General features: G+C 66.7%; 24 protein-coding genes. 22 read left to right on the top strand and 2 right to left on the bottom strand.

Going from position 1 to position 23535, the window contains the following annotated elements; all coding sequences use genetic code 11:
* Genes ACQPXH_RS20985 through ACQPXH_RS20975 form a run of 3 tightly spaced genes read left to right on the top strand, consistent with a single transcriptional unit; the run spans position 1 to position 2817 of the window.
* Complete coding sequence (locus tag ACQPXH_RS20985; RefSeq protein ID WP_433598239.1) at positions 1–894, top strand: enoyl-CoA hydratase/isomerase family protein; 894 nt, start codon at positions 1–3, stop codon at positions 892–894.
* Entirely contained in the window at positions 894–1652 is a 759-nt protein-coding gene (locus ACQPXH_RS20980; protein ID WP_433598238.1) for an SDR family oxidoreductase, read from the top strand. The genes ACQPXH_RS20985 and ACQPXH_RS20980 overlap by 1 nt, the downstream gene beginning before the upstream one ends.
* Before the next feature lie 13 nt (positions 1653–1665).
* Positions 1666–2817: an acyl-CoA dehydrogenase family protein gene (locus ACQPXH_RS20975; protein WP_433598237.1), complete on the top strand. Its 1152-nt coding sequence runs from the start codon at positions 1666–1668 to the stop codon at positions 2815–2817.
* Between the two features lie 175 nt (positions 2818–2992).
* Here ACQPXH_RS20975 and ACQPXH_RS20970 read toward each other — a convergent pair whose 3' ends face one another.
* Positions 2993–4000: an acyl-CoA dehydrogenase family protein gene (locus ACQPXH_RS20970; protein WP_433598236.1), complete on the bottom strand. Its 1008-nt coding sequence runs from the start codon at positions 3998–4000 to the stop codon at positions 2993–2995.
* Positions 4001–4097: 97 nt separating this feature from the next.
* Here ACQPXH_RS20970 and ACQPXH_RS20965 point away from each other — a divergent pair, with 97 nt between their 5' ends.
* From ACQPXH_RS20965 to ACQPXH_RS20905, 13 genes are all read left to right on the top strand, one after another.
* Positions 4098–5327: an acyl-CoA dehydrogenase family protein gene (locus ACQPXH_RS20965; RefSeq protein ID WP_433598235.1), complete on the top strand. Its 1230-nt coding sequence runs from the start codon at positions 4098–4100 to the stop codon at positions 5325–5327.
* Positions 5327–6403: an acyl-CoA dehydrogenase family protein gene (locus ACQPXH_RS20960; protein WP_433598234.1), complete on the top strand. Its 1077-nt coding sequence runs from the start codon at positions 5327–5329 to the stop codon at positions 6401–6403. The genes ACQPXH_RS20965 and ACQPXH_RS20960 overlap by 1 nt, the downstream gene beginning before the upstream one ends.
* A gap of 98 nt (positions 6404–6501) precedes the next feature.
* Positions 6502–8016, top strand: coding sequence for a class I adenylate-forming enzyme family protein (locus ACQPXH_RS20955; protein ID WP_433598233.1), 1515 nt, complete (start codon positions 6502–6504; stop codon positions 8014–8016).
* 23 nt (positions 8017–8039) lie between these two features.
* Positions 8040–8945: an SDR family oxidoreductase gene (locus ACQPXH_RS20950; RefSeq protein ID WP_433598232.1), complete on the top strand. Its 906-nt coding sequence runs from the start codon at positions 8040–8042 to the stop codon at positions 8943–8945.
* Positions 8945–9394: an FAS1-like dehydratase domain-containing protein gene (locus ACQPXH_RS20945; RefSeq protein ID WP_433598231.1), complete on the top strand. Its 450-nt coding sequence runs from the start codon at positions 8945–8947 to the stop codon at positions 9392–9394. Before ACQPXH_RS20950 ends, ACQPXH_RS20945 begins: the two co-directional genes overlap by 1 nt.
* Positions 9391–9804 (top strand): MaoC/PaaZ C-terminal domain-containing protein, encoded by a 414-nt coding sequence (locus ACQPXH_RS20940; protein ID WP_433598230.1) that lies wholly within the window; start codon positions 9391–9393, stop codon positions 9802–9804. The genes ACQPXH_RS20945 and ACQPXH_RS20940 overlap by 4 nt, the downstream gene beginning before the upstream one ends.
* 72 nt (positions 9805–9876) lie before the next feature.
* On the top strand, positions 9877–12537 hold the full coding sequence (locus ACQPXH_RS20935) for an NAD-dependent epimerase/dehydratase family protein (RefSeq protein WP_433598229.1): 2661 nt from the start codon (positions 9877–9879) through the stop codon (positions 12535–12537).
* A gap of 8 nt (positions 12538–12545) precedes the next feature.
* Positions 12546–13556 (top strand): hypothetical protein, encoded by a 1011-nt coding sequence (locus tag ACQPXH_RS20930; protein ID WP_433598228.1) that lies wholly within the window; start codon positions 12546–12548, stop codon positions 13554–13556.
* An 11-nt stretch (positions 13557–13567) separates the two neighbouring features.
* Positions 13568–13993, top strand: a complete 426-nt coding sequence (locus ACQPXH_RS20925; RefSeq protein ID WP_433598227.1) for a Zn-ribbon domain-containing OB-fold protein — start codon at positions 13568–13570, stop codon at positions 13991–13993.
* On the top strand, positions 13990–15195 hold the full coding sequence (locus ACQPXH_RS20920) for a thiolase C-terminal domain-containing protein (RefSeq protein ID WP_433598226.1): 1206 nt from the start codon (positions 13990–13992) through the stop codon (positions 15193–15195). Before ACQPXH_RS20925 ends, ACQPXH_RS20920 begins: the two co-directional genes overlap by 4 nt.
* Positions 15196–15234: 39 nt before the next feature.
* Positions 15235–16389, top strand: coding sequence for an amidohydrolase family protein (locus ACQPXH_RS20915; protein ID WP_433598225.1), 1155 nt, complete (start codon positions 15235–15237; stop codon positions 16387–16389).
* A gap of 1 nt (position 16390) precedes the next feature.
* Positions 16391–16681 carry a hypothetical protein gene (locus ACQPXH_RS20910; RefSeq protein ID WP_433598224.1) on the top strand — a complete coding sequence of 97 codons (291 nt, stop codon included), beginning with the start codon at positions 16391–16393 and terminating at the stop codon, positions 16679–16681.
* A 29-nt stretch (positions 16682–16710) separates the two neighbouring features.
* The gene (locus ACQPXH_RS20905; RefSeq protein ID WP_433598223.1) at positions 16711–17343 is read left to right on the top strand and encodes an HAD family hydrolase; all 633 of its coding nucleotides are present in this window, start codon (positions 16711–16713) and stop codon (positions 17341–17343) included.
* Positions 17344–17440: 97 nt separating this feature from the next.
* Here the strand turns inward: ACQPXH_RS20905 and ACQPXH_RS20900 are convergent, their stop codons facing one another.
* Entirely contained in the window at positions 17441–19144 is a 1704-nt protein-coding gene (locus ACQPXH_RS20900; RefSeq protein ID WP_433598222.1) for a PEP-utilizing enzyme, read from the bottom strand.
* 59 nt (positions 19145–19203) lie between these two features.
* On the opposite strand from ACQPXH_RS20900, the gene ACQPXH_RS20895 reads away from it, so the two are divergent.
* The 6 genes from ACQPXH_RS20895 to ACQPXH_RS20870 all read left to right on the top strand — a co-directional run bounded on the left by ACQPXH_RS20895 (position 19204) and on the right by ACQPXH_RS20870 (position 23499).
* Positions 19204–19965, top strand: coding sequence for an SDR family NAD(P)-dependent oxidoreductase (locus ACQPXH_RS20895; protein WP_433598221.1), 762 nt, complete (start codon positions 19204–19206; stop codon positions 19963–19965).
* A 118-nt stretch (positions 19966–20083) separates the two neighbouring features.
* Positions 20084–20533, top strand: coding sequence for a Zn-ribbon domain-containing OB-fold protein (locus tag ACQPXH_RS20890; RefSeq protein ID WP_433598220.1), 450 nt, complete (start codon positions 20084–20086; stop codon positions 20531–20533).
* Entirely contained in the window at positions 20530–21717 is a 1188-nt protein-coding gene (locus ACQPXH_RS20885) for a thiolase family protein (protein ID WP_433598219.1), read from the top strand. Before ACQPXH_RS20890 ends, ACQPXH_RS20885 begins: the two co-directional genes overlap by 4 nt.
* Positions 21714–22394, top strand: coding sequence for a histidine phosphatase family protein (locus tag ACQPXH_RS20880; protein WP_433598218.1), 681 nt, complete (start codon positions 21714–21716; stop codon positions 22392–22394). The genes ACQPXH_RS20885 and ACQPXH_RS20880 overlap by 4 nt, the downstream gene beginning before the upstream one ends.
* Entirely contained in the window at positions 22394–23308 is a 915-nt protein-coding gene (locus ACQPXH_RS20875; RefSeq protein ID WP_433598217.1) for a 3-keto-5-aminohexanoate cleavage protein, read from the top strand. Before ACQPXH_RS20880 ends, ACQPXH_RS20875 begins: the two co-directional genes overlap by 1 nt.
* Complete coding sequence (locus ACQPXH_RS20870) at positions 23308–23499, top strand: ferredoxin (protein WP_433598216.1); 192 nt, start codon at positions 23308–23310, stop codon at positions 23497–23499. Before ACQPXH_RS20875 ends, ACQPXH_RS20870 begins: the two co-directional genes overlap by 1 nt.
* Positions 23500–23535: the final 36 nt, after the last annotated feature.

Below are 23535 nucleotides of genomic sequence, written 5' to 3'. Positions count from 1 at the left end.
ATGACCACTGCGGAATCCGCCTCGGACCCGGTCGGGAGCGATCCGGGCGACCGGGTCCTGCTGGACAAGGATCACGAGACGCACATCGCCCGGATCACGTTCAACAACCCGGCGAAGAAGAACGCGCTGGCCCCGGAGGACTGCGATCTGCTGACCCGGCACCTGGACGACATCGCGACGGACGATGCCATCAAGGTCGTCATTCTGCGGGGAACAGGCGGAACCTTCAGCACCGGAGTCGATCTCTCGCGCGCCTACGGCTGGTACGACACGCCGGGCGAAACCCGCCGCCCCAGTCAGCGTCGCCGATTGAGCGTGGACCGGCGGGGCCAGCGTATGTTCCACGAATTCATCGGCTTCCCCAAAGCGACCATCGCCCAGGTGGAGTCCTATGCGCTCGGTTTGGGGCTCGAACTGGCGCTCGCGGCGGATCTGACCGTAGTGGGCCGAAACGCCAAGCTCGGCATGCCCGCGGCCCGTTTCCTCGGGCCCGTCCTGGGCAATATCGCGTTGTTCCTGCACCGTCTCGGGCCCGTGGTGACCCGTGAGCTGCTGCTGACCGGCCGGATGGCCGATGCCACCGAATTCGAGTCGGCTCGCTTGTTCACCCGCTTCGTCGAGGGAGTCGACGTCCCCGCCGCGACCGAGGAACTGGCCGCGCAGGTGGCGAAGATGCCGGCGGACGGCATCACCATCGCCAAGGAGGCCTACCGTCTGGTGGAGGCCGGTTCGGCACTGGGACTCGAGGAGACGACCTCCTACCTGTTCCACAGCTACGGCACGAATCTGCGGTTCGAGCCCGATGAGTTCAATTTCGTCAAGGAACGCGCCGCGGGTGGCACCAGCGAGGCATTCCGCAAACGCGACGAGTTCTACGGAAACGGATCATCCTGATGACCACACTTCCCAGCAAGGTCCTGGTTGTCGGCGGCAGCCGCGGTATCGGCCGCGCGACCGTGGTTCAGTTGACGGCGGCCGGAACCCACTGCGCCATCGGCTACAACGCCAACGACGACGCCGCCGAACAGACCCAGGCGCTGGCCGCCGCTACCGGAGGACCCGAGCCTGTCCTGGTCCGCGGTGATCTCGGCGCCGACGCGCCCGGCATGGTGAATGCGGCCATCGAGCAGCTCGGCGGGCTGGGCGGATTCGTGACGACCGCCGTGCCGATTCTTGCCGGACGGACGTTGTCGGTGACCCGTGAGGAGTACGACCGCGTCTTCGACGTGCAGGTCTGGGGTCTGTGGGAGGCGGTACGTGCCGCACTGCCCGAACTCGAGAAGGTGCGCGGATCGGTCGTCGCGGTGTCCAGCCTGGGTGCGAACCACTATGCGCGATATTACGGCGCGATCGGCCCGGCGAAGGCCGCGATGGAGAACCTCATTCGCTATTACGGCGCCGAACTCGGTCCTCGCGGCGTGCGGGTGAACGGTGTGTCGCCGTCGCTGGTGGACAATCCCGGGCACGGCGGTGAGGACATCATCACCGGCGTGCAGGAGATGATTCAGGGGGTCGCCAAGAAGACGCCGTTGCGCCGGCTGGCCAAGCCCGAGGAACTGGCCTCGGTGGTCGTCGCGCTGCTCGGCAGCGATTTCTCGTTCGTCACCGGGCAGACCATCGCCGTCGACGGCGGCTACAGTCTGCTCGCCTGAGATAAGGGGTGCCATGCAGTTCCGATTGACCGACGAAGAACTCGAATTGCGTTCCCGGTTGCGCGAATTCGTCGACAGCTTCAGCGCCGAGGATATGCGGGAGATCCGCCGGGAGATTGCGGAATTGGAGGCGGACCGCCAAGCTCCGCGCACCTTCGCGCCGCGGCTGGCGCAGCAGGAGGTGCTTGGCATGGGTTGGCCGGAACCGTACGGGCGCCCGGCCACTCAGACCGAGCGATTCATCGCACACGAGGAACTCGACTCGGCCGGGCTGCCGACCTACGGTATGGAACAGGCCGAGGCCGTGGGGTGGATGCTGGCCCGATTCGGCCCGGCGGCGCTGGCCGAGCAGCACATCCCGCACATCCTGGACGGAACCTGGTCCTACGCAGGCGGATACAGCGAGCCCGAGGCCGGCAGTGACATGCTCGCGCTGCGGACCCGAGCCACCCTCGAAGGCGACCATTTCATCGTCAACGGGCAGAAAATGTGGACTTCCGGTGCGCACCTGGCGAATTGGATCTACACACTGGTGCGCACCGAACCCGGTTCCGAACGCCACCGCGGCTTGTCGTTGCTGATGATCGACGCCAAGGCTCCCGGGGTGACGATTCAGCCGGTGCGCGTGATGGGCGGGTGGCGAGTCAACGCCTGCTTTTTCGAGGATGTCCGGGTGCCGCTGGAACAGGTCATCGGCGAGCGCGGCCAGGCCTGGCGGATGATGGCCGAGGCCCTGGACATCGAACGCTCGATGAGCTTCGGCGGCCGCGAATCGCGACTTCTGCTGGCGCGCTATCTGAATCGGCTCGCTGACACCGGCACCGAACTGACCGAGGCGCACTACGCCGAATTGGGTGAACTGGTGACCGAACTCGAAGCCGAGCGCCTGCTCGGCCAGCGCGTCGTGGCGATGGGGGAGCGCGGCACCATCGCCAACGGCGAAGCCTCGATGAGCAAATTGCAGGGTGCTGCCACCGCTCAGCGCACCGCGCAATGGCTCGTGGACCGGCTCGGCGCCGATGCGCTTCTCGACGAATCCGACGGCCTGGCAGGCGATGTAGAACACTTCCTGCGCGCCGCGACCGTACTGTCGATCATCGGCGGTACCAATGAGATTCAGCGCAACGTCATCGCCCAACGCTGGCTACGACTGCCACGCGCCTGAGCCGGAACGGCTCGCGCGATCATCTGCCCGAGCGTGTGTGGCGCGGGGCCGGCCCATGTCTCGGTCATCAATCACAGCGGCCGGATCCGTCCTGAACTGTGGGCCGATGCTCAGGCGAATGTCGAAGCGCTCGTGCGCGAATTGCAGAGGCTCTGAGACATCGGCCGCGTTCGGATCAGGGCGCGGCTCGGTCGATCTCCGCTGCCCATCGAGGCACAGTGTAGGCACGGTCGAACTGCCACAGATCTGCGACCGTCGCACGGCGATCGGGATCGCTCAGTGTGCGGGCCAGTGCCGCGAGTGCGGGCGTCGTGTCCGGCATCATCGTCGTCCAAGCCCGGATGCGTCGGGTGTAGAGCTGGCAGTCCGCTTCGATCGTGAATCCGTATCCGCCCAGGGCCTGATGGACAGCGGTCGCGGCGAGCCGGGACGCTGTGCGGGCCTTGTGCGCTGCCATGGTCGCCGCGTGTGGCGGGGGAGCACCATTGCGACCGTTGGCCGGGTCGGCCAGGAAGGCCGCCTTGCGGACCAGCAGATCCGCGGCCTGCAACGCCGTGGCGACATCGGCGAGTGGATGCGAGACCGCCTGGAACGCGCCGATCGGTTGTCCGAACTGGTGACGTTCACTCACGTATCGGACACCTTCGCGTAGCAACATGTCGCCGGCGCCGACGAGGCGTGCAGCCTCGAGTAATAGGCCGAGCGTGCGCATCGCGGACAACTCTTCTGCCCCCGCGATCGTCTCCGCGCCTTGGGTTTTCAGCCCACGCAGATCGATGGCGTACTCCCCGGCCGTGGTGCGGTGCTGCTGTGCCGGCGTGGGCATGATCGCGAGCCTGTCATCCACGGCCACCGCGACTGTGGCCAGTCCGGCAGGTACGAGATCCCGATCGATGCCATTGGCGACGCCGCTCCGGGCCAGGATCGCTAGTGCTGGTGCCGCCGAGACGAACGGAACCGGTGCTAGATGGTTACCCAGGACGACCGCTGCGCGAGCGAGCAGGCAGGGATCCGAACCCAGCTCCCACAGGCCGAAATCGGCAAGAGCGGCATCCAGTGCGGTGTCGTGCCCGTCCGAGGTTTCCGCAGCTCGGACGACCTCTCGGGGACACTGTTTGGCCAGAAGGTTCGCGAGGGCGGCCGCCAGTTCCTCGGCTTCGTCGGGCCAGCGTTCATCGAACATATGACTACCTCACCATCTTTCGAGCGCTTTGCCTACTTTTCAAAATATAGTACCTGGTTATACAATTGCGGAATAACGGACGACCGAAAGGGCTCTTGTGGATGCACCAGGGGTGATCGGCGAGCTGGGTGTGCAGCTGGATTCGGCTGACGAAGCGTTCGGCGCCGAGTTGTCGACGTGGCTGGATGCCAATCTGCCTGCCTACTCGGCGGAAGCGGCTGGCGCGGCTACGCCGGAGGATCGGCTCCGCATCGCCCGTCGCTGGCAGGCGCGGCTGGCTGACGGCGGATGGGCGGCGATCACGTGGCCGCGCGCACATGGTGGTCGAGAGGCAAGTGCCACACAGCAATTGGTGTATCACTCCACGATGGCCGAGCGTCGGGTGCCGCCGGCGATCGGCCGGATCGGTGTCAACCTGTGTGGCCCGACCCTGATCGCGCATGGCACCGACCGGCAACGCGCGGAGTTCCTCGGCCCGATGCTTCGCGGCGAGCACCTGTGGTGTCAGGGGTTTTCCGAGCCGGGTGCCGGGTCGGATCTGGCGTCGCTCCAGACCTCGGCTGTCGTGGACGGCTCCGAGCTCGTGATCACGGGCCAGAAGATCTGGACCTCGGGCGCGGACCGTGCGGACTGGATGTTCGCGCTGGTCCGCACCGACCGGACGGTGCCCAAGCGTGACGGCATCAGTTTCGTACTGATTCCGATGGACGCGCCGGGGCTCGAAGTTCGCCCTATCAAACAGATTTCGGGTGACTCCGGATTCAACGAGGTGTTCCTCGATCAGGTGCGGGTGCCGCTGGACAACGTCGTGGGCGGGTTGAACAAGGGCTGGGGCGTTACCCGCACGACTCTGGCCAACGAACGTGCGGTCCTGTTCATGGGGCAGCAGATCGCTCTGGCGTCGACGGTCGGCAAGATCATCACGCAAGCGCGGAAGGTGGACGGCCACGGTCGGCGTCCGGCCGATGACCCGCATCTGCGAACCCGGATCGCTGAATCCTGGATCGAAGCGGAACTGGTGCGTATCAACGGGATTCGCAATCTGGGCAAGGTGCTCTCGGGACGTGCTCCCGGCCCGGAAGGGGCGATGTCGAAGCTTTTCGGCCAGCACGCCGAGCAGCGAGTACACGAACTGGCCCTGGACTTGGGCGGCACCGCCGCACTCCTGGACCGTGGTGCCGAGAACGCCCCCAATCGCGGCAAGTGGGCCCTGGGCTGGTTGCGTACGCGGGCCTCGACGATCGGTGGCGGCACCTCCGAAATTCAACGAAATGTGCTGGCGGAGCGTGTTCTCGGTCAGCCACGCGACCCTTGGGCGGATGCGTGATGGATTATCAGTTCAGCGAAGAGCATGACGCTTTTCGGGCGATGCTGGCCGAGTTGTGCGAGGCCAAGGCTGCGCCGCGCGCCTGTTACGACGACGGCGCCTCCCACGACATGGCGTTGTGGCGGACCCTGGCCGATGTCGGGGCGACCGGGCTGGCGATTCCCGCGGAGTTCGACGGCGCCGAGGCCGGTGTCATCGAGCAGATGATCGTGGCCGAAGAACTCGGCCGAACCGTGGCCCCGGTGCCTTATCTGGGGCATACCGTGGCGGCGCACGTCATTGTCCGTGCTGGTGACGACGACCAGCGCAAGCGGCTGTTGGGGCCGCTGGCGCTCGGCGAGATGATCGGTGCGTACGTCCCGGCCTCCGCATGGGACGGCCCGATCACGACGACGGCATCTTCGAACGGCGGCGAATGGCATCTCGACGGATCGATCCCATGGATCGTCGACGCGGCCGCCGCCGGACTCGTGGTGTTGCCCGCCGACACCGATCACGGGCCGCGCTGGTTCGTTGTACACGACCCCGAGCTGCAGGTACTGCCCACCGTTGACCGCACCCGGCCGCTGGCGAGCCTGGAGATGTCCGGACGAAGTGCTGAATTGCTGATCGGTGCAAAGGAATTCGCGCCAGTCGCGGACAGTTCCGCCGCGCTGCTACTGACCCTCGCGGCGGCGGAGGCTTCGAGTATCGCGGCGCGAGCGCTCGAGCTCACCAGTGCCTACACCACGCAGCGGCATCAGTTCGGGTTGCCGATCGGCACGTTCCAAGCCGTGAAACACCGACTCGCCGACATGCTCGTCGAGGTGGAGAACAGCCGTTCGGCGGTCTACGGCGCGGCGTGGGCTCTGGCCGACGGGCGCGATCCGCGCCGGGCAGTGGCCATGGCACAGGCGGTTGCGACGGCCAATGCCGTGGACGTTGTCAGTTCGGCAATTCAGCTGCACGGAGGCATCGGCGTCACCTGGGAGAACGACCTGCACCTGTATCTACGTCGCGCCAAGTCGCTGCAGCTGGCTTTCGGTGCGTCGTGGTGGCATCTCGACCGTCTCGCACAGTTGCTGCTGGACGGCTGATCGATGCCAGATCATCATATGAATCTATACGAGTTAACCTAGTTATCTAATTTGGTTGACCCGCTGCACGGTTTCGGCCGTTCGAGCAAGGAGATGGGATGGGACTGCCTGAGCAGATCCGCCGGATAGCGCGGCGCAGTGATGACGAGCCGGCGGTGTGCTACTCGGGGGTGTGGTGGACGGCGGCGCAGCTGAGCCGGGGGGTCGATCGGATCGATGCGCTGCTGCGTGAAGCAGGGGTCGGCGACGGTGTTCCAGTCGGGATCTACATGCGCAACCGTCCAGGGCACGTGGCGGCGCTCGCTGCGCTGCTCGGCTTCCGTCGTCCGCTGGTGGTGTTGAGTCCGCTCAATCCGGATGCGACGGTGGCTTCGGACGTGTTGGCGCTGGGTCCGGCGGCCGTGCTCGCCGACGGCGAGGACTGGAAACGCACGCCCATTCGTGACGCGACGGAGTCGATCGGTGCGCTCGGGCTGCTACTGGAGATGCCGGCCGATCGGATGAATGTGGTGTTCCCGCGGCGCGCAGACGCCGAGGTCGGTGCGATCGGCGAGGACGTCGCCATCCTCATGCTCACCAGTGGTACGACCGGCCCGCCGAAACGAATTCCTCTGCGGTTCAGTGAAATCGAGCATGCCCTCGACAGTGCGCAGGAACACTACGTCGGCAAGGTCGGCAATGGTGCGAAGGTGCGCGGCGGCGGAGTGCAGATCGTGTCGCTCCCGCCGGTGAACATCTCCGGTCTGTGGGCCCTGATCACCGCACTGACCGGTGCCGGCAGGTCGGTGCTGACCGATCGGTTCGAACCGAAGGCGTGGGCGGCACTGGTTGCCGAACACGCTCCCTCGTCGGTGTCGGTGCCCCCGGCTGCCCTGCGCATGCTGCTGGATGCAGAGCTGGATCCGTCCACGTTGTGCAGTCTCAAGGCAGTGTGGGCGGGCGCGGCGCCCGTCGGCCCGGAGCTGGCCGCCGAATTCGAGGAACGGTTCGGGTGCCCGGTGTTGCTCAGCTACGGAGCGACGGAATTCACCGGCGGCATCACCGGATGGAGTCTGCGCGACTGGAATTCGTGGAAGAGCACCAAGCGGGGCAGTGTGGGCCGCCCGCACCCGGGAGTGCAGATCACCGTGGTCGATTCCGATAGCGACGAGCCGTTACCCGCGGGTGAATCGGGGGTGCTGCTGGTGCGGTCCGCGCAGGCCGTGGGCGGCAGTGCCGCGGGCTGGGTACGTACCAACGACATCGGCCGCGTCGACGAGGACGGATTCGTCTGGATCGACGGACGCAGTGACGATGTGATCAATCGCGGCGGATTCAAGGTGTTCCCTGCGGAACTCGAGCATTGCCTGGAGGAACATCCCGCGGTCCGAGAAGCTGTTGTGGTCGGCATCGCCGATGAGCGACTCGGCCAGGTCCCGGCCGCGGCGGTGGTCGCTCGTACCCCGGTCGAGGATGCCGAGCTGGTGGCGTGGGTGAAATCCAAGCTGCAGTCCTACAAGGCGCCGACGCAGATCATGTTCGTCGGCGAGATTCCCAAGAACCCCGCAATGAAGCCACTGCGCGGCGAGGTTCGAGCGATGTTGGCGGACAACCTCGCCGCGAACCCGACCTAGATCCGAACGACGAGGAGAACCCAATGACGGAAACAGTAGCCGGACGCGTTGTCGTCGTGACCGGCGCCGGTAACGGCCTCGGCCGCGCGCACGCGCTGGCCTTCGCCGCCGCGGGCGCCAAGGTCGTGGTGAACGATCTCGGCGGCAGTCGTGACGGCAGCGGCGGATCTGTGGGACCGGCGCAGTCGGTGGTGGACGAGATCGTCGCCGCCGGCGGCGAGGCCACGGCCAATACCGACGACATCAGCTCCTTCGACGGCGCGGCCAACCTGATCGCTCAGGCGGTGGACACCTACGGCAACCTCGATGTGCTGGTGAACAACGCGGGCATCCTGCGGGACCGCATGTTGGTGTCGATGACCGAGCCCGAATGGGACGCGGTGATCAATGTCCATCTCAAGGGCACGTTCGCACCCACCCATCACGCCGCCGCGTACTGGCGCAAGCGTGCCAAGGACGGGCTGTCCAACGACGCCCGCGTGATCAATACGACCTCGCCATCGGGGCTGTTCGGCAACCCGGGCCAGACGAACTACGGTGCGGCCAAGGCCGGAATCGCGGGTTTCAGCGTGATCGCCGCAATGGAGCTCGCCCCGTACGGCATCACCGTGAACGCCGTGGCCCCGACGGCCCTGACCCGGATGACCGACGACCTGAAGGCCGTGCACGAACTGGCTTCGACGATCGATCTGGCGCCCGAGTCGGTGTCCCCGGTAGTGGTGTGGCTCGGCAGCACAGCCTCCAAGGACGTCACGGGCCGCGTCTTCGCGGTCATCGGCGGCACGGTCGCGGTGGTGGACGGCTGGGCATACGGTCCCGAGATTTCCAGTGACCAGCGGTGGACCCTGGATCGGCTCGACGAGGTGTTGCCCGGTCTGGTGGCCGGGGCGGTTCCGGCGGCGGATATGACCGGTCGGCGGCCCTCCTGATGACCACGGCCACGCATCCTGCTGCGGCACTGGTCGATTCGGTGCTGCTGGAGTTCGATTTGGACGTCGAGCGCGGCAAAATCCGCGAATTCGCCCGAGCGACCGGTGCGACCTCGGCGGTGTATCGCGGTGAGCGAGCCCCGATCCCGCCGACGTTCCTGATCAGTTCGATGCTGTGGGAGCCCGAGGATCGACCGTCGCTGGTGGACCTGCTGGGACTGGACCTGACCCGGGTATTGCAGGGCGGCCAGGAGTTTCGCTTCTTCGGCGGGGTGCCACACGCCGGCGACCGGCTGTACGCCGTGGTGAGTGTGGAGTCCGTGACCACGAAAGCGGGCAAGCGTGGCGGCGAGATGACCTTCGTCGTCCTGCTGACCCGGTATCGCGACCCGGAAGGGAGGGTCGTGGCCGAGGCACGCGCCACCGTCATCGAGAGGGGACGGTCATGAGCGATCACTGCCCGGGGCAGGAGCTGCCCGTTCGCCGATTCGGCCCGCAGACCCGTACCGACATCGTGCGGTATCAGGGGGCCAGCGGCGATTTCAACCCCGTTCATCACGATGACGAGTTCGCCAAGGCCGGTGGGATGCCGGGCGCTTTCAGCGTCGGCATGTTGCAGGCCGGATATCTCGGCACCTATTGCGCCGAGTTGTTCGGTCCGGAGAGCGTGCGGCTGTTCTCGGTGCGGTTCTCCGAACAGGTCTGGCCCGGTGACGTGCTGGTCTGTGCCGGTCGAGTGGAGAAGACATCCGAATCCGACGGGGAACGCCAGCTGGAGCTGGCGCTGACGTTGAGCCGGGAGGGCGGTGGTGTCGCCGTGACCGCGGCGGTCGTCGTCGCCGTTCCGGGCAACGGCTAGATTCATAGAATTGTCTAACCAGGTTATGTTAAATTGACCCAGAATGAGACTGGCGTCACAAGCGGAGGAACCATGGAAAACGCTGGCCGGGTACTGGTCACCGGAGGCACCGGAGCCTTCGGTGCGGCCACAGTGAAGTGGCTGCGGCGGTTCGGGGCGGATGTCGTCGTGCTGGCGCGGCGCGCGCCCGCGCGTCCGCTCCCGGGTGTCACCTATATGCAGGCGGATATACAGGACGCGGATTCGGTCACGCGGGCTATGCGTGATTGCAGCGCGGTCGCGCATTTCGCGTGGACGGTGTCCGCGATCCAGACCGCCGAGCAGGCGGAGGGGATCGATATCGGTGGCACGCGCAACCTGCTGGAAGCGATGGAGCGCACCGGCTGCCGGCGGATGGTGTTCGCCTCGTCGATCACGACCTATGGCGGGCACGCCGATCATCCGCAGCCCTACACCGAGGACGAGGCGCTGCGGCCCGCGGCGAGTTTCCTGTACGAGCGAAACAAGGTTCGGGCCGAACGGATGATCGCCGAGTCGGGTGTGGAGGGCGTCAGCGTCCGCCCGACAGTCGTGGTCGGCCGCGAGGCGTGGAGCGCGCCCGCGCAGATCTTCCGGCAGCCCGTCGTGGTCACGCCGGGACGCGCTGCTCGCCTGCAACTCGTGCACCAGGACGATGTCGGCCGGTTCTTCGCTCAGGCCTCGCTGGGCGGTCCGACCGGCGCGGTCAACCTCGTCGCGGACGACGCGGTCACCTGGACCGAGATCGGTGGCCTGGTCGGACGGCCGGTGGTGAACATCGGCAGGGGCCCGGCGCGCGGGATGGTCCGTCCGGTCGGCTTGATTCCGCGGGTACGGCAGATGCCCGATCTGCTGGAACTGTTCCTGCACTATCCGCTCGGAGACACCACCCGGCTGAAGAACGAATTCGGCTTCACCTGCGCGTACTCCTCGGCGGAGGCGATAGCGGACATGGGCGAGTGGTCGAAGTCGCATATCTATCTGGGACTCAAGGCCATCCGCAAGCCGCGGCGACTGGCCACCCCGACGGTGCTGCCCGCCCGGCACGCCGCGGACGACGGCCGCAGCGAGAACATCATCGGCGACAACTCCGGCGGTGAATTCGATACCGCGACAGCGGATCCGGACTATCCGGAGTGGACTGCGGCGAATCTTTCCGAGGCATTCCCCGGTCCGATGACGCCGCTGTCGCTGGGTATCGCGTTGCGCATCATGTTCAGCGCGGCCAATATGGTGACCCGGCTCGTACCCGTGGAAGAGCACACCGCCGAGCGGGTCAGCACCAAGCAGGTCGGTGCGATCGGGCATCGGCTGTACAACAACGTCAGCATCATGCACGAGCTGGTTACCTCGATCCCGGGACAGACCCAGGACGCGTTCGACAATCAGATGCACGGCACGCCGTTTCCGGAAGACTACAAGCCGCCGAAGCTGGGAGCGCGCGAACTCGCCCGTCTGGGCAAGGTGCTGACCGCCGCGGGCCCCCAGGTCGCGGGGTTGAACGGCGAGGTCGCCGGAATCGAGCAGCGGGCCGAGGATCTGGCCGCGCGGCGCCCGGACTACTCGGCCGTGACCGACGAGGCGCTGCTGAAGTATTTCGACCAGGTGTTCGATTTCCTGGTGCGGGCCTGGGATATCAACTGCGTCAACACTTTCCTCGTCGGCGCGCCCATGACGATGATCGAGCAGCGATACGGCACCGTCGGTGTCGAGGCGGTTCGGGTCGGCACCGAGAATTTGCGTAGTGCCGCACTGCTCAACGGGATCCGGGAGCTGGCCGACGAGGTTCGCCGCCGGACCGAGATCGCGCGGATCATGCGCGAGACCCAGCGCGATGTCGTGCTGGAGAAACTCCGGGCGGAGGCGCCGGACTTCGCGGCCCGCTTCGACGATCTGGTGTCCCGCTGCGGGCACCGCGGTCCGGGCGAGACCGAATTCGCGAATCCGGTCTACGCCGACGCGCCGGAACTGCTGGTGAAGGCGATCGTCGGGTCGCTCGAGGCGCCGTCCTCGCCGCCCGGGCGGGCCAAGGCTCCGGGCGGTCCGATCGGGCGCGCGTTGATCAACACCGCGACCACGGCCATCGCCCGCCGCGAGCGCAGTCGCGACGCCTGTATGCGAATCTCGTTGGAACTGCGGCTGATTCTGCGTGAGTGGGGTGAGCGTCTGACGGCCCGCGGCATCCTGGAGGCGCCGGAGGATCTGCCCTACCTGCCGCTGGACGAGCTCTACCAGCCGCCCGCCGACGCCAAGGAGCGCGTGCGGCGCCGTCGCGCGGAACGCGAGCGGCTGCGCGTACTGCCGGTACCCGTCCATTTCGTGCAGCCCTGGCATCCGGGTACGGACCAGGCCGAAGAGACCGCGGCGGACCGGGTGGTCTCCGGACTCGCCGTGTCGCCGGGAGTGGCCCAGGGCCGGGTCCGGATCATGTCCGACGCCGACGACGAACTGGAGTCGGGCGAGATTCTGGTCGCCAGCGTGACCGATACCGGGTGGACGCCGTTCTTCGGCTGCGCCGCCGCCGTGGTCACCGATATCGGCGGCGCCATGTCGCACGCCGCGATCGTGGCCCGTGAGTTCGGGATTCCGGCGGTGGTGAACACAATCGACGCGACGCGCGTGCTGCGTACGGGCCAACTCGTCCGCGTGGACGGCGCCGAAGGAACCATCACAGTGATCGAAGACGCGCCAGTCGCGGCTTCCGAGACGGAGTGATCAGCGAAATGACAAACAGCAAAGGCGATTTCGGCCACCGGACGATCGTCGACACCTTCGAACCGGTTGCCGAGGACGGCGACCCGACGCGGACATACTTCGGTCTGTCGCTGATGTGCACGTGGTTCTACCTCAACTTCCGCGACGCCGAGGGCAAACTGCACTTCGCCTATCGCACCGCGCTGGGGCTCGAAGGTTCGATGCACTTCACCTGCAATGAGTCTCGTGACGGAGCGTTGCGCAAGATCGAGCTGCCGGAGGGCAAGGAGTTCTTCCGCGGCCCGATCCAGACCACCGTCTCCGACGGCGTCTACCGGATGCGCAGCAAGCCGGCCGAGGCCGGTTACGCGACCGGGCAGCCGTTCGAGCTGACTCGCGCCGAGCGCACGGTGGAGTACCGGGAGGGCGAGGAACTCGCCTTCTCCGGCAGGCGAATCGGACCGGGAATGCAGGTCTACGTGCCGTCCGGGCCGACGCCGCTGTTCTACAGCTCGTTGCAGCACCGCGTCTCGGGGACCGCGTTCGGCAAGCGGGCCGAGGGATTCCTCTGGGTCGATCAGGCATACCTGCCGCCCGGGGTAACCTGGCGCAACAGCGATTTCTTCAAGGGCGTGGAACTGGCCTGGACCCCCTTCGGCACCGAATACACCGACGGTTCGGTCGAGATGGGCCACATCTGTTACGGCGCAAACGGTTTCAACTTCGCTATGATCGCCACCGACTCGGGTGAGGTCCTGCACAAGACCGACGACGTTCGCGCCCGCGACATCAAGTACAAGCCGAACACGTTCCCGGAGCACATGTACTACGAGGTCGATGGCGTCGACTGGGAGTGGACCTGCGTCGATGACGGGGAACTGCCGGACCAGGCATCCGGGCACGACTTCTACCGCTCCTCGGAAGGACTGATCCGGCGCGTCGGGGAAACCCGCACGCCGAAGTACTACCACTCGTACAACGAATTCTTCCCGCCCGCCATCAAGGCGTGGGAGAGCACCGGCCGCATCATCGGCCGTTGAGGACTTCCGTGATGACACAGACCGAAACCGTTGAACCGCAGCAGGTTCCACTTGTCGCTTATCTGAAGCTCGGTGACGAACCGCGTTTGCATGGCCACCGTTGCGCCGAGTGCGGTGCGGTGTACCTGCTGCGCCGCAGCGCCTGTGGATCGTGTGGGAATGCCGAATTCACCGGGCCGCAAGATCTTTCGAATACCGGCCGGGTCGTGAGCGCGGCGACGATCCATCGTGCACCCAAAGGGGTGAAGACTCCGTTCACCAGTGGTGTCGTCGCCTTGGACGGCGGCGGGTTCGTGCGGACCACGCTGACCGGCGTTCCGCAGGATCCGGTGGCGGCCGTCGGCCGGACCGCCCGGCTGCGGACCGCCGTGGTCGGCGCCGATAGCCGCGGCGTGCAGGCGGTCGGGTTCACCTTCGAGATCGAGGAGTCGGCGTGAGCGTGAGCGAGTCGGTATGGGTGATCGGGGCCGCGATGACCCCGTTCGGACGCTATCCCGAATTCGACGTCGTGGACCTCGGCGCCCGTGCGGCGCGCGAGGCCCTGCGGGACGCGGACTGCGCGATCGGCCAGATGCAGATGGTGGCCGTGGGCAATGTGTTCGAGTCGATGACCGGCGTGGGACAACGGATTCTGCACGAAATCGGGCAGACCGGCGTGCCGGTGCACAATGTGGTGAACGCCTGCGCAACCGGCGCGACCGCGATCCGGACCGCGCTGCTGGCGATCCGGGCCGGCGAAGCGGACCTGGCCCTGGCAATCGGTTGTGAGCAGCTCGGCAAACGCGGTCTGCTCGCCGCACCCGAGGAACCGCGCGGCAGCGAATTCACCCCGCGTGGGCGGGACGGTTCGGTCATGGACACCGAGGGTCTGATCGGCAGCACCTTGATGCCCGGTGTCTTCGCTGAGGCCGGAATTCGTTATCTGGCAGAGAATCCCGGTGCCACGGTCGATCATTTCTTCAAGATCGCCCAGAAGAACCACGGTCATTCGGCACTGAATCCCTATGCTCAGTACCGCAAGGAATTCAGTTTCGACGATATCCGCGCGGCCGATATGATCGCCTACCCGAATACCGCGCTGATGTGCTCGCCCACCGGGGACGGCGCGGCGGCCGTGGTGATCGCGAGCGATGCCGCGCTGGCGAAACTCGAACCGGGGGTTCGTGATCGCGCGGTCCGCATCGCGGCCTCGGTCCTGGTCTCGGACCCCTTCGACGAGGCCGCCGAGGCCTCGTGGGACGTCAATACCGTCACCCGCAATGCCGCGACCCAGGCGTACGAGCAGGCGGGCCTGGGTCCGTCGGATCTGGATCTGGTCGAATTGCACGACTGCTTCGCCACCGCGGAGCTGCTGCACTACGAGAACCTGCGACTGTGCGAGCCCGGCGGCGCCGCCGAATTCCTGGATTCGGGTGCTCCGTGGCGGGACGGCGCCATGCCGGTGAACGTCTCCGGTGGTCTGCTGTCGAAGGGGCACCCGCTCGGCGCGACCGGCGTGGCCGGGGTGTTCGAGATCGTGTCGCATCTGCGTGGCGACGCCGGTGACCGGCAAATCGACGGTGCGCGAGTGGGTTTGGCTCATGTCCTGGGCCTGGGCAGCTCCTGCGCGGTGCACATTCTGGAACGGCGTGCGCGCTGATGTGCGGCAGCCACCGATTTTCAACAGGAGGTAGATGAGATGCCACTCCAGCCGGATATGCACCTCATATCGGTCGACGATCACCTGATCGAACATCCGCGGGTCTGGGCGGACCGGCTCCCGGAGAAGTACCGGGCTCTGGGGCCGCACATCGTGGAGGTGCCGCGCGAGAAGGGCGGGCCGCCGAGTCAGGTCTGGGAGTATCAGGGCAAGCGCTTCCCCCAGATCGGGCTCAATGCGGTTGCTGGTAAGAGCCCGGAAGAGTACGGCATCGACCCCGCGCGCTTCGACGAGATGCTGCCGGGCTGTTACGACCCGGTGCAGCGGCTGGCCGATATGGATCTCGACGGAGTCGAAGCGGCACTGTGCTTTCCGTCGTTCCCGCGTTTCGCCGGGACGGTATTTCTCGAGGGTCCGGATCGGGCGGTCGCGCTGGCCTCGGTGCGGGCGTTCAACGACTTCATCCTCGATGAGTGGTGCGCCGCGGCGCCGCACCGCTATATCCCGCTGGTGATTCTGCCGCTGTGGGATGTGCAGGAGGCGGTGAAGGAGATTCATCGCACCGCCGCGAAGGGCGCGCGTACCATCGCATTCCCGGAAAACCCTGCCCCGCTGGGTCTTCCTTCGGTGCACAGCGAGCACTGGGATCCGGTGTTCTCTGCCGCCGAGGAGCTGGATCTGCCGCTGTCGCTGCACTTCGGGACCTCGGGCCAGTCGCCGCGTCCGTCGGCGGACGGGCCGTTGGCGGTGAGCATTACGCTGTTCGGTACCAATTCGATGTCGGCGCTGACCGATCTGCTGTTCTCGCCGGTATTCCACAAGCATCCGAAGCTGAAGGTCGCGCTGTCCGAGGGAGGCATCGGCTGGGTGCCGTACATCATCGAACGGGCCGACTACGTGTGGAAGCGGCATCGCTACTACCAGAACATCGATCAGACCGTCAGTCCCTCGGAGTTGTACTTCGAGCACGTCTACTCGTGCTTCATCGACGATCGGCACGGGTTGAAGAACCGGTTCGATGTCGGGCTGGACAACATCCTGTGGGAGTGTGACTACCCGCATTCGGATTCGAACTGGCCCAACAGCCGCAAGATCGCGCAGGATGTTTTCGCGGACGTTCCGGACGAGCAGGTTCGCAAGATCGTCGAGACCAATGCCCGCACGCTGTTCAACTTCCCGCGGCAGGATCGGTGACATGCCGGCACCGGTCGAACCCATCCCGCCCGAGCAGATGCTCGGCGAATCCGATTGGGACGACGAGGATCTCCTGACCATCAGCGAGGCGTCCGAGCGATTGGCGATGGAGGTTCGCCTGGCTCGCGAACGGGCGCAGCGCGCGTCCGAGTCGCTGGTCGCCGATCCGGACGGTCCCGACTCGGCGCGGTTGCGCGCCGAGGTGGCGGCCGAACAGCAGCGCGCCGAGGAGCTGAAGGCGGCCGCGGACCGGATCCTCGCCGCTCACGCCTCGGCGCCGGGTCCGACGTGAGCCCGGATACCGCGACGGGTGGAGCGTCCGTGGGTGCTCCACCCGAGGTGGCGGCCGTGGTCTTCGACATGGGCGGGGTGCTGACCGAGGACCCCTTCATCGCATGTGACGAGTACGCACGCGAGCTCGGCCTGCCCGAGTCGACCTTCTCCGACCTGCTCCGGGACAGCCCCGGATTCCAGGCGGTGGAAACCGGGGCGTCGACGATGCGCGATTTCCTCAAAACGACGTGTGTGGACGTACAGGCCGGGTTCGATGCCAAGGTGGATATTCGGCGCCTGGCCGCCGCCATGGCCGCCGGGCAGCGAGTGCGTCCGGAAATGGTCGAGCTGGTGCGGGAACTGGCGGATGCGGGCACCCGGCTGGGTCTGCTCACCAACAATGTCCGTGAGGCCCGCTCCTGGTGGAACAGCGGAGTGCTGCCGATCGACGCTTTCGAGGTCATCGTGGACTCGTCGGAAGTCGGTGTGCGCAAACCGGATCCGCGGATCTTCGCCGCACTTCTCCAGCGCTTGAATCTGTCCGCCGGTCCGGTGCTGTTCGTCGACGACACCCCGGCCAATGTGATGGCGGCGATCGAGGTCGGCCTGAGCGCTGTGCTGTTCTCCACGCCGGAACGGTTCCGCGCCGAACTGGTGGCACGACGAGTGCTGCCCTCCTGAGACCGCGACCCCGCGCTTTGTCCCTGCCCAATTCCCCCGCGCCGGGTCGCTTGCCGCCCGCGATCGTCTCCGTGGCGGTCGCGGGCGGCGTTTGGTTTCACAGGATCGTGACCGTGCCGTGGGCCCCGTCCACCAGGATCCGATCCCCATCGCGAATGCGGGTGGTGGCCGCGGCCAGCGAGATGACGCTGGGTGTGCCGAGTTCACGCGAGACGATGACCGCGTGGCTGAGCACACTGCCGGTTTCGACGACGACGGCGGCGGCGATCAGGAAGGCCGGAGTCCAGGCCGGGTCGGTCGTCGGGGTGATCAGCACGTCACCGGATTGCAGCAGATCGACATCGTCACTGTCGCGCAGAATGCGAGCGCGACCCGCGACGGTGCCCGGGCTGCCCGCGAGCCCCGTCAGGACGTCGCCGCGCTGGGCCCGAGGGTGCGTGTCTGTCACCGCTCGAACGGGCCAGTTCGACAGCGGCGGGGGAGCGGTGTCGACGATGTACGGCGGCTCGAGATCACGCAGTTCGCCGAAACGCATGCTACGTTCCCGGATCTCGTCATCGAAGGAACCCGGGGCTGCGATGAAATCGTCGAGTTCGTCATCGCGCAGCATGGCGACGGCGGCACCGTCGGCCAGGTGGCGCCTGCCGAGTTCGCTTATCGCCGAACGCATTTCGTTGACCACGATCATCAGATTCGTCTTGCTGCGCTCGCGGCCCGCGAGATAGAGCGCCGACACCCGCAATCCGTTGTCCAGGAGTTCTGTCGTTTCCGAATCCGGTTCGGCGGCAAGGAATTCGGCGCGTAGCGCGCTGTGATCGGCAGACTCGGCGGACAGGTCCGGTGCCCGGTCGTCGTCGATGCGGCGCAGTCCGTTCAGCAGCGCGAGCAGCAGCTCTGGCCGGGTCTGCCAGGAATCTGCGCCCGGATCCCACTCGGCCGCTCCACGATAACCGTACTCCGCGATATACCGCTCCCAGCTGCCGCGGAAACCGTCCAGGTCGCTGCCGGATTCGCGGTTGAGCAGATCCAGCACGGCCGCGGGGCCGCCGGACTCGAAGGTCCGATCGATGATCGGCGCGTGCCGCGTTCGCCGGGACATCTCCCACAGATCCCGTACCGGCCCGACCGAGTCGACGCCGCCGATTCCGGAGATGAATCCGACGGCTAGGTCCGCGCGGCCGACCGCCGCACACGCCCGGCGCAGCATCCCGTCGCCCGCTCCGGCGCCGGTCGACATCAGCACGTGCCGGGGATAGATCTGCCGGACTACCGACGCGAGATCCCTTGCGCGTGAGACGAGTTCATGATCGGTGAATTCGGTGAGATCGCCACGCGCGGAGCGGATCCGACGCACGAGGCGGGCGTCTTCGTCGAGTTGCGGTAGTTCCGTCACGGCGAGCAATCGCTGTAGCCGGGCACCGATCTCGGCCTGCCGCTCGGGTGCGTCGTCGGCTGGATCCGGCTGGTACGGCGGCACGCCCGTATGCTGTCCGAGCAGCAGTTGCTCCATCGCGGTCACCGAGGTGCCAGGGGCGCGCGCCGCTCGCCGGCGCAGGATGGACAGATTCAGCATGAGGTAGCCGCCGAAGCAGCCGTAGATCGTGTCCAGCCCGTCCGATTCGGACGGATCGAATACCCCGCTCTCGAAGTAGGCGTCCACCGTGCCGGGGGTGCATCCGCGCTGCCACAACAGGGTCCAGCCCAGGGGCGTCAGCGGCGCCGGCGCGACCTCGCCGGCGTTTGCCCTGGTGAACAGCGGATATTTCGCATTGACGACGGTATCGGTAAACCAGCTTTTCATGCGACATCCTTTGCTAATCTCCAAAATATATAACCACGTAATCTATTTCTGGAGCAGTGATGTCACGAACTGCGATAGTAACCGGCGCGGCCAGCGGGATCGGGCTGCTGACGGTCGAGCGCCTCGTGGCGCGGGAGTGGCGGGTCGCCGCGGTCGATCTGCCGGGGGAGCCGCTGAAGGCGTTGGCCCGGCGCGACGGGGTATCGACCCATGCCTGCGACGTCAGCCGACCCGATGAGGTCGATCGGGTTGCCGCGGCCGTCGAGGAGCGATACGGACGGGTGGACCGGCTGGTCAATGCCGCGGGAATCGCTGTTTCCGGTTCGGTGCAGGACGTTTCGAACGAACGGTTCGCCCGGGTGATCGAGGTGAACTATCTCGGCACGGTGCACTGGGTGCGGGCTGTGCTGCCACAGATGCGACGGCGCGGGGCGGGCGAGCTGGTCCTGTTCGCCTCGCTCGCCGGGTGGTTCGCCACGCCTCGGATGGGCGCTTATACCGCGAGCAAGTTTGCGGTCGTGGGGCTGGCGGAGACACTGAAACTCGAACTCGCCGGGTCCGGCATCGCGCTGCGGTGCGTGTGCCCGCCGGCGGTTCGCACGCCGATGCTGGACGACATCTTCGATCAGGGGATGTCGCGTCGCGCAACGAAACTGGCGGTGCCGATCGCCCCCGAGACCGTGCTCGATGCCGTCGACGCCGCGCTCGCGCGCCCACGCGGTAAGGTGTTCGTCTTTCCGGGGCGCGGCTCCACCGTCATGTGGCGGATGCGGCGTTTTCTGCCCGGCCTCTTCGACGCCATCGTGCGGAGAACGGTTTAGCTTCGTGCGTGAGGGGACGTGCTGTTCGCGGTCGTCGAACGGCCGGATGCACCTTTAGAAATATATAACCACGTGATATCTTTCTGTCGATGGGAAGTACGGTGAGGAGACTCTTGCGGTGGCAGCGGGCGTGACGGGCGAGGCAGCGGTCCGGGTCGAGCGAGCGATACCGGCGGTCACCGTCGACGACGAGCCGTTCTGGCGATCGGGCGCGGACGGCGTGCTACGGATGCAGCTGTGCCGGTCGTGCGGAAAGTTCCAGCACCCACCCTCGCCGGTGTGCTTTCGCTGCCTGTCGCGCGAGGTGGTCTTCCAGCCGGTCAGCGGGCAGGCCACCGTGTACACGTTCACCATCAACCATCAGCAGTGGAGTCCGGGCCTCGCGGTGCCTTTCGTGGTGATCATCGCCGAATTGGCAGAGCAGCCCGGACTGCGTTTCGCCAGCAGGCTGATCGACGTCGAGGATGTTTCGCAGGTGCATATCGGTATGCGGATCGCCGTTCGTTTCGAGCGGGTCGAGGGCGGTCTTTATGTTCCCCTCTTCGCCCCGGCCGGAGGTGCCGAATGAGTGACCGGCGACCGGAGCGCGACGCGGTCGTCCGCGGGATCGGCGCCTCGCGGATCGGGCGGCGGCTTGGGCGCAGCGAACTCGATCTGACACTGGAGGCATGTCAGGCGGCGATCGCCGATGCCGGGCTGACCCGCGACGATATCGATGGCCTGGCCACGTTTCCGGGCGGCGGTTTCGACACGCCCGGCCTCGCCGGTCCGGGCGCTCTGGAGGTCGAGGCCGCCCTCGCGCTGGAGACCAACTGGACCTACGGCGGCCCGGAAGGCGGCCAGCTGGGCGGATTCTTCTCCGCGTGCCTGGCCGTGGCCACCGGGCTCGCGCGCCACGTGCTGGTCTACCGGACCGTCGGCGAGGCGACCGCGCAGGGCAGCGCCGGTCGCGGCGGGACGGTGGTTTCCGGTGCCAATGCCCCGGTGAGCGGTTTCCGGCGCTGGCTGGCTCCGTTCGACGCGCACTCGCCCGCCAATTGGATCGCGCTGTACGCCCAGCGGCACATGTACGAATTCGGTACCACCCGAGAACATCTCGGCACGATCGCGGTCAACAACCGGCGCAACGCCGGGCGCAATCCGGCCGCGGTGTACCGGGCGCCGATGACTCTCGAGGACTACTTCGGCGCGCGGATGATCTCCACGCCGTTCGGGATGTTCGACTGCGATGTGCCGTGCGACGGTTCGGTGGCGTTCATCGTCTCGCACGTCGACACCGCCGACGACGGCCCGCGCCCCGCGCTGGGCATCGAGTCATTCGGCTGGGCGATGCGGCATCGGCCGCTGTGGGACCAGTGGCCCGATATGACCGAGATGGCCGCCTGGGACGCCGCCGCGCACCTGTGGGAGCGCAGCGAGTTGCGGCCCGCGGACGTCGACCAGGTGCAGCTGTACGACGGGTTCTCGTTCCTGCCGCTGGTGTGGCTCGAGGCGCTGGGCTTCTGTGACAAGGGCCAGGCCGGGCCGTTCCTGGACGGCGGCCGGCGCATCGCGCTGGACGGTGAGTTGCCGTTGAACACCGGCGGCGGCCAGCTCTCGGCCGGTCGTCTGCACGGCTGCGGCCTGCTCTACGAGGCCTGCGTCCAGTTGTGGGAACTCGGCGGTGATCGTCAGGCGGGAGCGCCTCGGACGGTCGCGGTTGGTGTCGGTGGCGGCCCGACTGCGGGCGCGACGGTGCTGGTGCGGCGATGACGGATTTGGTGAAGGACATCGTGGGTACTTCCGAGTTCACCGAGATCCTGATCGTCCGGCACGGCCTCCCGGTCCGGGTCGAGAACACTCCGCGCCCGGATCCGGAATTGAGTCCGATCGGGCGGGGCCAGGCCCAGGCGGTCGGCGAATGGCTTGCGCAGGAACCGATTACCGCCCTGTACAGCAGCAATATGCGACGGGCCGCCGAGACCGCGAGTCCGGCCGCCCGGTTGCTCGACCTGCCCGTGCATGTCGACGCCGACCTGGCCGAATTCGAGCTGGGTGCGGACTACTACATCCCCTTGGAGGAGATGCGAGCGGAACAGGATCCACGTCTGGACAGATTCCGGGCCTGGATCGATAGTCCGGAGGCGCCCGCGATTCTGGACGGATATCAGGTGCGGGTGGTCAATGCGCTCGAACGGATCGTCGCCGACAACCTCGGCGGCGTCGTTGCCGTGTTCGCGCACGGGGGCGTGGTGAACGCGGCTGCGCGCAAGGCGCTGGACCATCCCGGGCGCTCGGTCGTGGAAGCGGTATATGCCTCGATGACCCGGATCCAGATCACCGCTGACCTGCGGTGGAAACTCCGCTCTTTCAACGAGATTCAACATTTGCGGCAGTCGCGCCCGTACGCCGGGAGTCCATCCGCGACGGCGAGGACCAGGAGTATGTGATGAGTTTGCACGACGATGGGAAGGTCTACCTCGAGGTAGGCGTCAACGAGGTCGTCTCGAAGCAGGACAACCCCAACGTGCCCTACGGCGCCGACGAGGTGGCTCCGGATGTCGTGTCGGTCATCCGCGCCGGAGCCACCGCGGTGCACTTCCACGCTCGTTACGACGACGGACGGCAGGCCTGGACCGATGACGAGGTGTCGCGGCGGGTGCTGTCCGCCGCGGCGCGTGAGGTCGACGTGCTGGCCTATCCGAGTTATCACGGCAGCCTGGAACACATCTGGGCGCTGGCCGAGCGGCCGCCGGCAGGAACCCGGCTGCTGCTGACCCCGTTCGATCCGGTGCAGCACGTCAAGCGGGTGCTGTGGCTCGAGGAGGAGAACCGCTTCGGTGTGGTGAGTTTCGGCCCGGACGATCCGAACAACTCGCGCCCGCCCTACCCTCCCGAACTCGACCGGTTCCGCGAGCTGGGGCTGATCCCCAATATCGCGGTGTTCAACGCGGCCGATATGCGATGGGTGGCCCTGGCCGCGCGGATCGGAATCCTGAGCCAACCGCTCAACATCAAGCTCTTCTTCTCCGACCGCTGGGTCTCCAACAACGATCCCGACCCGGATGTCATCGACTTCCTGCTCTCTCGTATACCGGCCGGTATCGAGCACGAGACCGTCGTGGTCCCGTATGCGATGAGTTCGGCGGAGCGTGCCGAGAAGCTGTGGGAGCGGGCGCTGGACCGCGGGCTGGGGATCCGCGTCGGGATCGGCGACTGCCCCTGGGCGTTTCCGACCGCGACCAATACCGAAATGGTCGAGCGCGCCGTTGAATTGATTCAAGCTCGGGGTCTGGAACCGGCCACGGCAGCCGACCTGCGCGCTCGCTGCGGCGTTCCGGCGGCCGAAACGGCGATGTCGTGATGGAAGTGTCGGTGGATCCGGAACTGTGCGCCGGGCACGGACAGTGCTACACGCACGCGCCCGATGTGTTCGAGCCCGACGACGACGGCTTCTGTGTGGTCCGCGTGCTCGCGCCGGAGGGGGAATTGGCCGAAGCCGCCCGCGCGGGCGCCCAGGCGTGTCCGGAACGGGCCATCAGCATCGATGATTGACCCTGCAATCCGAATTAACTAACCTGGTTAATGCAT

The sequence above is a fragment of the Nocardia sp. CA-135953 genome (assembly GCF_050955735.1).
Taxonomy (GTDB): Bacteria; Actinomycetota; Actinomycetes; order Mycobacteriales; family Mycobacteriaceae; genus Nocardia.
Note: the sequence above shows the minus strand (reverse complement) of the source record. Positions and strands in the feature narration are given on the sequence as shown.

Coding starts and splice junctions, on each gene's coding strand:
- ACQPXH_RS20985 (WP_433598239.1), top strand. CDS start 1: ATGACCACTGCGGAATCCGCCTCGGACCCGGTCGGGAGCGATCCGGGC.
- ACQPXH_RS20980 (WP_433598238.1), top strand. CDS start 894: ATGACCACACTTCCCAGCAAGGTCCTGGTTGTCGGCGGCAGCCGCGGT.
- ACQPXH_RS20975 (WP_433598237.1), top strand. CDS start 1,666: ATGCAGTTCCGATTGACCGACGAAGAACTCGAATTGCGTTCCCGGTTG.
- ACQPXH_RS20970 (WP_433598236.1), bottom strand. CDS start 4,000: ATGTTCGATGAACGCTGGCCCGACGAAGCCGAGGAACTGGCGGCCGCC.
- ACQPXH_RS20960 (WP_433598234.1), top strand. CDS start 5,327: ATGGATTATCAGTTCAGCGAAGAGCATGACGCTTTTCGGGCGATGCTG.
- ACQPXH_RS20955 (WP_433598233.1), top strand. CDS start 6,502: ATGGGACTGCCTGAGCAGATCCGCCGGATAGCGCGGCGCAGTGATGAC.
- ACQPXH_RS20950 (WP_433598232.1), top strand. CDS start 8,040: ATGACGGAAACAGTAGCCGGACGCGTTGTCGTCGTGACCGGCGCCGGT.
- ACQPXH_RS20945 (WP_433598231.1), top strand. CDS start 8,945: ATGACCACGGCCACGCATCCTGCTGCGGCACTGGTCGATTCGGTGCTG.
- ACQPXH_RS20940 (WP_433598230.1), top strand. CDS start 9,391: ATGAGCGATCACTGCCCGGGGCAGGAGCTGCCCGTTCGCCGATTCGGC.
- ACQPXH_RS20935 (WP_433598229.1), top strand. CDS start 9,877: ATGGAAAACGCTGGCCGGGTACTGGTCACCGGAGGCACCGGAGCCTTC.
- ACQPXH_RS20930 (WP_433598228.1), top strand. CDS start 12,546: ATGACAAACAGCAAAGGCGATTTCGGCCACCGGACGATCGTCGACACC.
- ACQPXH_RS20925 (WP_433598227.1), top strand. CDS start 13,568: ATGACACAGACCGAAACCGTTGAACCGCAGCAGGTTCCACTTGTCGCT.
- ACQPXH_RS20915 (WP_433598225.1), top strand. CDS start 15,235: ATGCCACTCCAGCCGGATATGCACCTCATATCGGTCGACGATCACCTG.
- ACQPXH_RS20910 (WP_433598224.1), top strand. CDS start 16,391: ATGCCGGCACCGGTCGAACCCATCCCGCCCGAGCAGATGCTCGGCGAA.
- ACQPXH_RS20900 (WP_433598222.1), bottom strand. CDS start 19,144: ATGAAAAGCTGGTTTACCGATACCGTCGTCAATGCGAAATATCCGCTG.
- ACQPXH_RS20895 (WP_433598221.1), top strand. CDS start 19,204: ATGTCACGAACTGCGATAGTAACCGGCGCGGCCAGCGGGATCGGGCTG.
- ACQPXH_RS20885 (WP_433598219.1), top strand. CDS start 20,530: ATGAGTGACCGGCGACCGGAGCGCGACGCGGTCGTCCGCGGGATCGGC.
- ACQPXH_RS20880 (WP_433598218.1), top strand. CDS start 21,714: ATGACGGATTTGGTGAAGGACATCGTGGGTACTTCCGAGTTCACCGAG.
- ACQPXH_RS20875 (WP_433598217.1), top strand. CDS start 22,394: ATGAGTTTGCACGACGATGGGAAGGTCTACCTCGAGGTAGGCGTCAAC.
- ACQPXH_RS20870 (WP_433598216.1), top strand. CDS start 23,308: ATGGAAGTGTCGGTGGATCCGGAACTGTGCGCCGGGCACGGACAGTGC.